Raw genomic sequence first — 12,775 nt, forward strand, 5'->3', positions numbered from 1 at the left:
GCTATTCCTGTATTAAAGCAACAAGGCGTTTGGCCACAAAGGGCCCAAGCAAACAACCCAACATACCCAGGCTTGCCAACACGGCAAGCGGTGCAACGGCTGTGCGGCCCAAGCCGCCCGCCTGGCTGGCTTCAAGCCCGAAAATCAGCACGGGTACCAGCAATGGCAAGGCAAGCAGGTAAACCAATACAGCACCGCCTCGGGTCAACATTACCAACAGCGCGATCAAGCCCAACAAAGGCGCCACCGCCCAAATGCCCGCGATCAAGGCGCAAACAAGTTCAAGGGTTTGTACACCGGCCAACCCAAGTTGCAGTGCAACCAGGCCGGTCACTGGCACCAACACCAGTGCCTGGCACAAGGCCAGAAAAACAACCCGTATCAGCCAATAAAACGCAATGTTGTCTGCGTTAAGGTTGGCCACAAAACCCAGCCAGCCTGCACGGTGATCCTCGGCAAACCAGTCTTTTGCACCCAGCAACAGCGCGAGCAACAAACTGACCCACACGGCCACTTGCGCAAATTCGGCACTTGGCTTTCCCAATCCAATGCCAAAAAAACTCAGCACCATCCAGTGAAACAAAGCGCCCCACAACAGGGCTTGAGGATTGCCCCAGGCCACCGCCCAGTCGCGCTTGAGCAGCGCAGACAAAGTGACCCTGGCAGGAAGTTGGCTCACTTCGGAAGGGGCAAATGGATCAGCACTTGCAGGTGCAAAGTTACCCACCAAGCCGCCGTGTTCCAGCCAGCCCTCTTTGACCGGGACAAGGCTTAAGTGTTGACTCAACACTGCCGCATCCACATGCGTGGCCATGAACAAGATTCCGCCCCGCTGAAAGTGGATTTCGATGGCCTTGGCCAAGGTGGCCACACCGTCATGATCCAGGGCATTCAAAGGTTCGTCGAGCAGCCAAACCTTGAATTGCCCTGCCAGCAAGGTACACAAACCCAAACGCGCGCGTTGGCCTGAGGACAAGGTACCAATACGCTCGTATTGCCAATTGCTCAGGCCCACCTGTTCAAGCAGTTGCTCGATCTGATTTGAGTCAGCCCCAAGGTGGTCCATCACAATTTGAAGATGCGTATCAACGAGCAATTCGTCGCGCAAGCCAAATTCAGGCCTGAACAAAATACCCTGTCCCGGCAATGCGTTGCTCATCAACCTCAGCAATGTTGATTTTCCCACGCCATTTCCGCCACGAATGACGTTGATTTCACCCGACTTCAATTCGAATTCGATTGGTCCGGACAAAAGCACAGTGGCCGCCTCGAGAGCTGGCGTTTTAACCTGTAATCCGGTCACTGAAAGTGAAACTTGCATCATGGACTTGCCGGAATATCGGGCAAACTCAATTCGACACCAGAGGCCAGTTGATTGCGGGCAAGCGTTCGCCAGGCCGACTCGATATCTCCGGCACCTGTTTGCGCCATGCCTTGAATCGACAAGCGCGCTTGGATGTGCACGGTATCTGGCAAATTACCAACACCACCTTCCTGAATGAAGTCACCAGGCCCCATTCGCACGACCTGCTCACCAGCGATTAACCGGGATGCAGGCACGCGGACCACTGCCAAAGGCATGCCGGGGCCAGCTTGCGCTTTGAGAAACACAAACAAGGCTGAACTGTCGCCAACGCGTTTCAAGACAGTTGCTGGAATGGTAACGGTGACAGCGGTAAGCACGTTTTCAGGCACGGGCTGGCTGGTATTTTTCAGGCTGGCTTGCTGAACCTGACTAAGAAGTTGCCAGTACACCTGCGCTTTGTCTTGGTCACCTTCCTGCTCCGCTGCACTGGCTGCCAGCGCAAGTGCTTTTTCATGCCTTGGATCGCTTTGCAGGGCCGCTGCAATGTACTTTTCTGGCTCGCCAGCCAGTTGCCGACCTTGCGCCATGGCGGTCATGTCGGCCAAATCGGCAAGAATGTCCGGATGCCCTGGTGTTAACTCCAACGCTTTTTTCAGGGCACTTGCGCTTTCCTGATAATTGGCCATTGAAGCATGTGTACGCGCCAACAACACCCAGCCACGCAAATCATCAGGCTGCTCTGCAAGTCGCAGTTTAAGGCCAGCCAATCTGTCCTCAAGGCTGGCACCATCACCTGGATGCCCTGCTGAAGCGGTCACTGCCTGATCAACATTGGATACGGCGATGTCGGCAGAATTTCCTTGCGGCCATGTAAAAGCGCTGCGGTGTATTGCCCCAATTGAATAAGTGAACAAAACTGCTAGACCCAAGCTGGCAAGAATCAACCAAGGCATGAGTTTGGGCTTGGCCCAGGCGAGACGCTGTGTGGAGGTACCTGCAGGTGCCATGTGTTGCTTGCTTTCGCTGGCCATGCTCAGCCAGTTTTCGATGAGCACCTGCTTGCTGGAATTGTCGAGTGTTGGGTCTGTTTCAATTTCCTGACGTCGATTCAAAAAAGCGCGCCACTCCGGGCTGTCCTCCAGAGTCCCTACCTCGTTCGTGGTTTTTTTCTCATTGGAGAAAAAAAATTCATTCCACGCGAAATACAGGCAAAATACTAGAAAAAACAGGAAGATAAAGCCTACAAAGGCCACGCCAAGACTCAATTGTTAACCCCCAGACATGAAGTAGGGATACTAACATTACCAATGATCACGTAACATTAAAGGCTACACAGAATTAAGCGTAAACCCTGAGCAGCATTACCTCTGACCATTCGCCAAGGCGCTGAACACATGATTCAGGACAACCTGTTTAACTACAAACGATTTGTTTTTCTGAAATGGGCCTTGCTGCTGACCCTCATTTCATCGTTTGCCTACCTTATTGACCAACCAAAAATCAATGCCAATGGTGGCACTTGGCTGGGCTACACCCTGGGAACCATCGGCGCTTTGCTGATTGTCTGGCTGATGTGGTTTGGGGTGCGCAAGCGCCAGTACGCCAATGAAACAGGTAACTTGCGCGGCTGGGTTTCAGCACATATTTATTTGGGTTTGGCTTTGTCTGTAGTAGCCACATTGCACACGGGTTTTCAAATCGGCTGGAACATTCATTCACTGGCCTATGTGCTGACCATGGCCACCATTGGCACAGGTGTATGGGGCTTAAGCTTTTACCTGCGCTACCCCACAGAAATGTCGAATGTGTTGAACCGCCAAAGCCCCGAACAAATTGTGGGACAAATTCAAACGCTTGATCGCGAGGCGCAAAAACTGCTTAAAAACACGACCGACATGGTTACCCGCATCGTCAATGCCTCGCTGAATCAACACATTTTTTCCACTCGCAGAAATCAACGCAAAGGCACTGTGAAAGACTGCGCCACCGAAAAAGCGGTCCATTCTCTGCAGCAGGAAATGACGCGAATTGACGGACTTTCTGACATTTACGGAAATCAGGTTCAGCGCCTGCGCGCCTTGAAACAGCTACGCCGGTATTACCACATGCGTTATTGGCTTGAACTCTGGCTGTCTGTCCACGTTCCCTTGTCGTTTGGGTTGCTGGCAGCACTGATCGCACACGTGCTTTCTGTTTTCATTTACTGGTAAGCGAACATGGCAGAACAAGAAAAAAGCCCGCTTCAACGTGAGCAACTGGCATTGCAAAAGCCCTTGGGGTTAAAACGCCCCCTGTCGTGGATTCTTTTTGTCCCTATTCTTTTCGCGTTTTTGATTTTGCCTTTGGTGGCCATGCAGGCACCTGAATTGTTTGGTGTTGAACAAACAAGTACGAACAAAGACCCACAAACGGTTCGCGCTGAAAAATTGCCCTTAAACGCACACCCGAGCCTTCAAAACACCGCTGCCCCAAACACACGCAACGCCACGGCTCTGGCACTCGATTCAATTTGGAACCCAGGTCCGCTTGCCTCTGCTCATTCGAATCTGGAGGGCGATTGCCAGGCCTGCCACGCCGGTGATTTTTCCCGTGTGAAAGATGAAAGCTGCATGGTGTGCCACAGCAACATGGGCTTGCATGTGGCCGAACAAACCTTGCCGAATACTTCATTTGAAGAAGGCCGCTGCGCCAGTTGTCACCGTGACCACAAGGGCCGTGAAAGCCTTGCCGAACAGAACAAACATTTTGTGGGTGCCGACTGCGCCACTTGCCACGCCGACATTCAAACCGTTGCCCAGAAAACCGAAACGCTGGCTGTCAGCGACTTTGCAGGCGACAAACACCCTGCATTTCGAATTACTGTTGCCACAGGTCCCGAGCCCACTGATTTGCGTAGAATTCGCATGGTGGCAAATACACCAGTTGTCGAAAAAACCAGCCTGAAGTTTCCGCACGATGTTCACCTTGACCCCAAAGGAATCGACAGCCCAAGCAAGAAGGTGGTGATGAAATGCGCCAACTGCCACGAGCCCGCAGACACGGCAACAGGCTTTAAAAAACTAAGCATGGAAAGCCACTGCCAAGACTGTCACAAACTGAGTTTCGAACCAGCTTTGCCTGATCGCCAGGTTCCCCATGGACCTGTTGACGCCGTACTCAGCACTGTTGAGGAGTTTTACAGTTACCTTGCCCTTCATCCCGAAGAGCGCAACAAAGTGAATGCTCAACGCGCTGTATTGCGCGCCCGCCCTGGCGAGAAAAACCCCAACAGGTCTAACCTGCGAAACCTGAGTGGCAATCCGCGTGCACAGGCTGCTTTTGCAACGGTGGAATTGTTTGAAAATACGGCTTGTGCCGTGTGCCACCAGGTAAAAGCTGTGGAGGGTTTGGGCAACACCAAAACCTCGGGCTCTAGAATGCCGCAGTACCAAATAGCAGACATCAACCCAACGCATCCGTGGATGCCAATGGCCAAATTCGACCACAAGGCCCACGAATTTGAAAGCTGTGAGAGTTGCCACAAGGCAAGTCGATCCGAAGAAGCCAGCGATGTACTGATGCCTTCAATAGAAGGCTGCCAAACCTGCCACGCTGGCAGCAAACCCGTGATGAACAAAGTGCAATCCAACTGTGGCGTTTGCCACGAATACCACATACACAACAAAGAAGTGGCAGCGAAGTAAAAACGCCATTCGACGCAGTAACTTGAGTAGACAGACCAGCAGTGAACTGGGGGCGCACAGGCAAGTGGGCCCATTGAACAACAAAGATGAGCGAGTTAGAAGTCGATGCGTACACGCACACACGCCGTGAATGGCGTTAAACAATTCAAACGAATTGCAATGGGAGTTGCCGTTTGTTTGGCCGCACCTTTGACTCTGGTGTCGTGCGGAGGCGGGGGCGGTGGTGACGGCCCGGCCTCCACCACGCCAAGTTTCAACGTTGAGCCTTTGGGAACACAGAGCCTGTCCATCGCAGAGATCAACGACATCGTGAGTCGCGCGATACAGGCTTCCATTTCACGGGGCGTGCAATCCACCATTGCTGTCACGGACCGCGTTGGAAATGTGTTGGCAGTGTATCGAATGACCAACTCCAGCCCCAGCGTAATTATCACCAGTGGATTGAGTGGTGCCGACGGGAAGGGGCTGGACGGATTCACCCCGGTACCCAGCGAACTGGCTGCAATTGCCAAAGCAATTACCGGCGCTTACCTGTCGTCTACAGGCAACGCATTCAGCACCCGAACCGCAAGCCAGATTGTTCAGGAGTTTTTTCAACCGGGTGAAACAGGTCAGCCCAGCGGTCCGCTGTATGGTGTGCAGTTCAGTCAACTGCCCTGCTCTGACTTGAATGTGTGGCTTTCTCAAAACTCAACGATTGGACCCAAACGCTCACCATTGGGTTTGTCTGCAGACCCAGGTGGATTCCCGATTTATCAGGAAGGACGTGTGGTGGGTGGAATCGGCGTGATCGCATCGACCGATGCCGGTACACAAGGCGTGTATGGACTCGATCGCGATATTCTTACCAACGAAGTCGACCTTGAAGAAGAAATTGCGTTTGCTGCACTTCCTGAGGCATTCCGTGCGCCTGAGCAAATACGTGCGATGCGCCTATTTTTGGCACCGATGTCGCCGTTCAAAAAGCACGTTCGGCACTCACATTCAGTTCAGCCGAGGCATTGACTGATTTCACGGCAATTGATGCGGGCAACCATGCAGCCTTTGCCAACGCCATGAACACATTTTTCTCGCAGACTTCGAACGCATTAAACGGTTCAGCCGCCTATTCGGCTCGTGCTATCGGCAATGTGCATCGGCCCTATTTTCCTGACGGTGAAGTTGGCACCCCCCAAGGTCCCCTGTCGTCTCCAATTGCTGAGTGGAGCCCTTTCAACGTTGGTTTTCAGCTGAATATTGTGACCAACAAGGTGTTGGGTACCCTAACGGCAACAACGCGCGTGGCGAATCAGTTTTCACCACCCGCAGCGCTGACCTGTGTGGATGATGGAAACATTCCCGCAGGGCGACAAAGCCGTTTTGCAAATGGAATTCAAATTTTCCCAGGCGGTTTTCCGATTTACAAAGGCGACACATTGGTGGGCGCTGTGGGTGTATCGGGTGACGGTGTCGACCAGGACGATATGGTGGGCTATCTCGGTGTGATCAATAGTGCAGCGGCTGTGGGAAGCACAATGCGCCCATTTCCATCCACCTTGTTGACTGCCAACGAGTTGTCAAATTCCGGCGAATTCCTGAAATACGTGCAATGCCCTCAGACTCCGTTCAACAACAGCAGTGAACAAAACGTGTGCCCAACACCATGAGCAAAAAGAACAACAACATCATGCGTTTAAAACCCTTGGCTGTCGGGCTGACTCTGGCAGGCCTGTTGCCCCTGCCAGCCATGGCGCAAATTCGGGCAGACATTCGAAGCGACACCAAACCAGATGTTGTTGCGCAAGTCACAGAGACCGTTGAGAAAGTGGGTCGCAAAGTAGCGGGTATTCCAGAGCTTGACGAACTGGACAACGCTGAACGCCCTTTGGTGTTGCTGCAGGTCTTTGACAATCGAAGTATTGTCTATTCGAAACCGAACTCGGATTCGCGTGCAATTGGTGAGTTTTTCAAAGGGCAACTGGTGGATGCCTTTGAAGAAAAAAATGGGTGGTACCGTGTCCGAATTCAAGACAGCCTGCTAGGCAGCACCGACGGTTGGGTACAACAAGGCACCGGTCAGTATGGCGAACAATCCCTGGGTATTTTTGCGCCCAGAGCGTTTTCTGCCGATGTGCTGCAAGACCAGGCGGGCACGGGTATTCGCCCTTCGCAAAATGCAACGCCTGGCTTGGTGCCACAAGCCTTACCCCAAACACCCCAGGTTCAACGCGCCATTCCTGGCCGCGACACCCCCATTGTGCCGCGCGACATTGCCATTCCGGTTATCGACCCTAGCCAGGTGCCCCCACCCTTGCCCAACCTGCCACGCGAAACCGTGGCAGTGCCCGATCGCTGGCGGATCATGCAATCGCTGGGCTTCAAGTTTCCGCTGTACGACCCTTACAACCAAAACGTGATCAAGGGCGACCTGCCGGTGTTGCAAAACACATTGGGTCCTGACTGGTTTTTTAACCTGGGCATTATTGCTGACACGCTTTACGAACAACGCAACTTCCCGGTGCCTGTGCCCCCGGCAACTTCTACTACCAGTGGGCAAGCGAATATTTTTGGTAATGGCGAGCAGTCCATTTTTGCGCACAACCTGATCGTGAGTTTGTCACTGACCAAGGGCAACACCACATTCAAACCACCCGATTACGAGTTCCGTTTAACACCGGTATTCAACTACACCGATGTGCGGGTGAATGAAGACCGCTTGCTGAAAATCTCATCCTCTTCAGGCGATGTTCGCCGCGAAGGCTTTGTGGGTATTCAGGAAGCATTTGTGGATGTGCACTTGCGAAACGTATCCGATCGATACGACTTCGACAGCCTGCGCGTGGGTATTCAGCCTTTCATCAGCGATTTCCGCGGCTTCCTGTTTCAGGACCTGCCCATGGGCATTCGCCTGTTCGGCAACCGCAACAACAACATTTATCAGTACAACATTGGCTACTTCAAACGGGTTGAAAAAGACACCAACAGTGGCCTGAACGACATTCGCCAAGACCTGCGCGACGATGATTTTTTTGTCGCCAACCTGTACAGGCAAGACTTCCCGTTCTTGGGCTTCACCAGCCAGGTTTCGTACATTCACAACCGCAATGATGAAGACGGCCAACGGTACTTTGATGCGAATGGCTTTTTGGCGCGCCCTTCCTCGCTGGGTGATCAAAAGCCGTTTGGCTACCACGTGGATTATTTTAGACTCAGCGGTGACGGCCACTATGGGCGGCTAAACATTACAACCTCGACCTACTACGCCACGGGTAAAACAGATCGCCACCGACTGGCCCAACGTGAACAGAACATTGACGCGCTCTTTCACGCCACAGAGATTTCACGCGACTTCGACTGGTTCCGCCTGCGCGGCAGTTTCCTGTATGCATCGGGCGATAAAGATCCGTTCGACGGCAAAGCGGAAGGCTTCGATGCAATTTTCGAAAACCCCCAGTTTGCAGGGGCAGACACCAGCTTCTTCATCCGCCAGAATATTCCTTTGGTCGGTGGTGGTGGCGTGTTTTTATCGGGTAGAAATGGCCTGTTGCCATCCTTGCGTTCAAGCAAGGAACAGGGGCAATCAAATTTCATTAACCCAGGCCTGTGGTTGGTGGGGGTTGGTGCCGATATTGATGTGTTGCCCGAACTTCGTTTGGTTGCCAATTTGAACAAGCTGGAATTTGACAACACCAATGTGCTCGGTACTTTGCGCCAACAACGCCCGCCTTCAACTGATTTGGGTATTGATGCATCGGTGGGTTTTCAATACCGCCCATTCTTTTCCCAAAACATTGTTGTGAACGGCTCATTTGCCAAACTTTTGCCGGGCAAGGGTTACAAAGAACTGTTCCCCGAAGATGAAGATCCTTACTCGTTTTTGTTCAACGTGATTTTAAGTTTTTAAAGCAGGTTGTTTGTTGATGAATTTGAATAATGCCAAAGCAGCGCAAGCCAAACCAGCCAACCAGTTCCGTTGGCAGGGGTGGCTTTCTGCGCTCGGTTTCGCGCTGTTGTTCAGCGCGGGTGTGGCCCATTCAGCAAGCGACAATTTGCCAGAGAAAAGCTACACCATGGCGCCTGCTGCACCGGAGCGCCAAACCGCACAACAGGCCTTTGCAAAAACCGAAGGTTGCATGAGCTGCCACACGCAAACCGACCAGCACACCATGCATGCCAACCCAGGTGTGGTCATTGGTTGTACCGACTGCCACGGTGGTGATGCCACAGTAAAGTGGAATGGGCCGGAGCAAAAGCAAGGTACGCTTGCCTACGACCACACGCGCGCTGCACGCGAAAAAGGATTTGCACCCGAATACCGCGCTGCGCTGGACAATGCCCACATTGCACCCCGCAACGAAAAGTTCTGGAACTACCCTTCTTCGGCCAACCCCAAGCGTTCTTATTCCAAACTGAACAAAGAACACCCGGCCTACATCCGGTTTATCAACCCTGGTGATTTGCGCGTGGCGCGCGAGGCTTGCGGCGCATGCCACCTGCCGGTGATTCAAGCGCAAGAACGCAGCTTGATGAGTACTTCGGCCATGCTGTGGGGCGGTGCTGCCTACAACAACGGCATATTGCCTTACAAACGTTACATTCTGGGCGAAGCGTATACGCAAGATGGTCAACCCGGTTTGTTGAAAAATCCGGTGGAAGCGAACAACGAACTGTTTGTACACAAAGGCATTTTGAATGAACTGGCGCCCTTGCCAGCGTGGGAAACCGCCCCACCCGGTGACGTTTTCCGGGTGTTTGAACGTGGCGGAAAGGTAATCAACAGTATTTTTCCGGAAGTGGGTTTGCCCAACGTGCTGGGTCAGATTCAGCGCCTGGATGAACCGGGCCGGCCAGACATTAAACAATCGAACCGTGGCCCCGGCACAGGCCAACGCATTGCGGTGCCGTTGATCAACGTGACCAAAACCCGCCTGAATGACCCACACCTTTGGTTTTTGGGCACCAACGAACAACCGGGCGATTACCGTTCATCGGGCTGCACAGGTTGCCACACGGTGTACACCAACGACCGCGACCCTAGGCACGCAGGCCCCTACGCCAAGTTTGGTCACGACGGCACCACACAAACCATCGACCCCACCATTGCGAAAAATGAAAGTGGCCACCCGGTGAAACATGAATTCACCCGCGCCATTCCAAGTTCGCAGTGCATGGTGTGCCACATGCACCAGCCCAACGTGTTTGTGAACAGTTATTACGGCTACATCATGTGGGATTACGAAAGCGATGCGCCGCACATGTGGCCAGAAAAGCAGCGTTACCCCACCGATTCAGAAATGCGTGAAATTCTGGACCGCAACCCCGAAGAAGCAGCAGTGCGAGGCAAGTGGAGCGACCCTGAATTCCTGAAGAATGTTTCAACGCTGAACAGCAAATTGAAAGACACCCAGTTTGCGGATTACCACGGCCACGGCTGGAACTTCCGCGCTGTGTTCAAACGCAACCGCAAGGGTGCATTGCTGGATGCGCAAGGCAACATTGTTGCCGACGACGACCCCAAGAAATTCGACAAGGCGGTGCATTTAAGCTCGATTCACCTGGACGTGGGTATGCACTGCGTAGACTGCCACTTTGCGCAAGACATGCACGGCAACGGCCACATTTACGGTGAAGTGGCTGCGGCTGTTGAAGTGGACTGTGCCGACTGCCATGGCACGGCCACCAAGTACCCCACGCTGCGCACCAGCGGCCCAGCCTCGCCCCCAGGCGGCACCGACCTGACCCAATTGCGTACGCAAGACGGCCGCAAGCGGTTTGAATGGCGCGATGGCAAGTTGTACCAGCGGGCGGCACTGGACCCCGACAAAGAATGGGAAATGAGCCTGGTCAAAGACAATATGAACCCGGCCCACCCGCAGTACAACGCCAAAGCCGCACGCGCCAAACTGATGGGTGCAGGCGCGGAAGGACAAGACGGAAAATGGGGCCCGGGCGTGAAGGAACTGGCCCACGACAACGACAAGATGACCTGCTTTACCTGCCACCTAAGCTGGACCACCAGCTGCGCGGGTTGCCACTTGCCGATTCAGGCCAACTGGAAAACCGAACGCTTGCACTATGAGGGTGGGGAAACCAGAAACTACGCCACTTACAACCCGCAAGTAGCGCGGGATGACATGTTCCAGCTGGGCGTACACGGCCCGGTGAAAGGCAATCGCATTGCGCCAATTCGCTCAAGCTCGGCCTTGATTCTTTCGTCGATGAACGCAAACCGCGAACGCATTTACATTCAGCAGCCACCCATTGCTGCCAGCGGTTTTTCATCGCAGGCATTCGCACCACATTACCCACACACCGAGCGCAAAGAAGAAACCAAAACCTGTAGCGATTGCCATTTGTCTCGCGAAGATGACAACAACGCCATCATGGCGCAACTGCTTTTGCAGGGCACCAACTTCGTGAACTTCATTGGTTTCAATGCCTGGCTGGGTGGCAGCGAACACATTGCTGCAATTACAGTGACCGAATGGGATGAACCCCAAGCCGTGTTGGGCAGTTACCTGCACAAATACGCCTACCCCGATTATTACCAAAACCACTTGAACCGCAAGCGCGAACTGGCCGACACCGTGGTGCCAGCGTTAATGGACCACGCCACCAAGGGTGTGGCCAGTTGCATTCAGTTGCGTGGCGAGTACGTGTTTGTGGCCGAAGGCAAAGGCGGCTTCCGGGCCTACGACGCGGCCAGCGTGGCCAACAAGGGCTTTGGTCAGCGTGTAATTACGGCACCATTCAGCCCACTGGGGCACGACACCCATGTGGCCAGCAAAAATGCCACCTGCATGGCCTTGCCCACCAACCAGCCCATCAACCCCGAGAAAAACCAGGGCGATTTGATGCGCATTACCAATATGGAACAGCCCTTCCACCCCATCTACAACTACGCTTTCATCACCGACAGTGAAGAAGGCTTGATTGCGGTGAATGTGAATACGCTGGCCGATGGCGAACCGCGCAACAACTTCTTTGAACGCGCTGTGACCTGGAATGAAAACGGGGTGTTGAATGGCGCAAGCCACATTGCGCTGGGCGGGCATTACGCCTACATCACCACGCCCAAGGGCCTGGTGTTTGTTGATATCAACGACCCGCTAAAACCAAGGCACATCACCACCCTGCCCTTGCAGGACGCACGCGCCACAGCGGTGCAATTCCGTTACCTGTTTGCCACCACCGCCAAAGGGCTGGAAGTGATCGACATTACCCACCCTGAAAAACCGGAACACACTGGCGCAGTAGTGCCCATGGCCGATGCGCAACGCGTGTACCTGGCCCGCACCTACGCCTATGTGGCTGCGAAAAAACAAGGTTTGGTGATTGTGGACATTGAGCGCCCGCGCAAGCCCGTGGTGTATCAACAATTTACTGCTGACGGTCAGCTCAATGACGCGCATGATGTGGTGGTGGGTTCCACCAACGCATCGCTGTTTGCCTATGTGGCCGATGGTGTGAACGGGCTAAAGGTATTGCAGCTTACCTCGCCAGACACACAGCCAAGATTTTACGGTTTTTCGCCTGCGCCCATGCCCGAGTTGATTGCGTGGCGTAAAACCCCAAGCCCGGCATTGTCTGTGTCAAAAGGACTGGATCGGGACCGTGCGGTCGATGAAACAGGTGGGCAAATTGCGGTGTTTGGCCGCATTGGTTCTCGCCCTTTCACACGCAAGGAAATGGAAGCGTTTTACCTGCGGGCCGATGGCCGCTTGTGGACGGTGACCGACAAAGTTGAAAAGGAAAACTACTTGCCCAAGCCCAAAGTGAATTCAGTGGCTTTCAGAAAGGATTAAGC

The 12,775-nt window shown here is 53.6% G+C and carries 8 protein-coding genes; 6 read left to right on the forward strand and 2 right to left on the reverse strand.

What is annotated here, in order from left to right; translation table 11 throughout:
* Position 1: 1 nt before the first annotated feature.
* Positions 2 to 1,324, reverse strand: coding sequence for a heme exporter protein CcmB (locus P0D43_RS12815; protein ID WP_394672588.1), 1,323 nt, complete (start codon positions 1,322 to 1,324; stop codon positions 2 to 4).
* Positions 1,321 to 2,571, reverse strand: coding sequence for a tetratricopeptide repeat protein (locus P0D43_RS12820; protein WP_394672589.1), 1,251 nt, complete (start codon positions 2,569 to 2,571; stop codon positions 1,321 to 1,323). The genes P0D43_RS12815 and P0D43_RS12820 overlap by 4 nt, the downstream gene beginning before the upstream one ends.
* 129 nt (positions 2,572 to 2,700) lie before the next feature.
* On the opposite strand from P0D43_RS12820, the gene P0D43_RS12825 reads away from it, so the two are divergent.
* The 6 genes from P0D43_RS12825 (at position 2,701) to P0D43_RS12850 (ending at position 12,773) form a co-directional block, all read left to right on the forward strand.
* Positions 2,701 to 3,516, forward strand: coding sequence for a hypothetical protein (locus tag P0D43_RS12825; RefSeq protein WP_394672590.1), 816 nt, complete (start codon positions 2,701 to 2,703; stop codon positions 3,514 to 3,516).
* Between the two features lie 6 nt (positions 3,517 to 3,522).
* Positions 3,523 to 4,989, forward strand: a complete 1,467-nt coding sequence (locus P0D43_RS12830) for a cytochrome c3 family protein (RefSeq protein ID WP_394672591.1) — start codon at positions 3,523 to 3,525, stop codon at positions 4,987 to 4,989.
* Between the two features lie 105 nt (positions 4,990 to 5,094).
* Positions 5,095 to 5,994: a heme-binding protein gene (locus P0D43_RS12835; protein WP_394672592.1), complete on the forward strand. Its 900-nt coding sequence runs from the start codon at positions 5,095 to 5,097 to the stop codon at positions 5,992 to 5,994.
* A complete protein-coding gene (locus tag P0D43_RS12840; RefSeq protein WP_394672593.1) occupies positions 5,991 to 6,635 on the forward strand; it encodes a heme-binding protein in 645 nt (214 codons plus the stop codon). Before P0D43_RS12835 ends, P0D43_RS12840 begins: the two co-directional genes overlap by 4 nt.
* The gene (locus P0D43_RS12845) at positions 6,632 to 8,872 is read left to right on the forward strand and encodes an SH3 domain-containing protein (RefSeq protein ID WP_394672594.1); all 2,241 of its coding nucleotides are present in this window, start codon (positions 6,632 to 6,634) and stop codon (positions 8,870 to 8,872) included. The genes P0D43_RS12840 and P0D43_RS12845 overlap by 4 nt, the downstream gene beginning before the upstream one ends.
* A gap of 16 nt (positions 8,873 to 8,888) precedes the next feature.
* Positions 8,889 to 12,773: a hypothetical protein gene (locus tag P0D43_RS12850; RefSeq protein ID WP_394672595.1), complete on the forward strand. Its 3,885-nt coding sequence runs from the start codon at positions 8,889 to 8,891 to the stop codon at positions 12,771 to 12,773.
* Positions 12,774 to 12,775: the final 2 nt, after the last annotated feature.

It is taken from the genome of Limnobacter sp. (assembly GCF_043511195.1).
Lineage (GTDB): Bacteria > Pseudomonadota > Gammaproteobacteria > Burkholderiales > Burkholderiaceae_B > Limnobacter.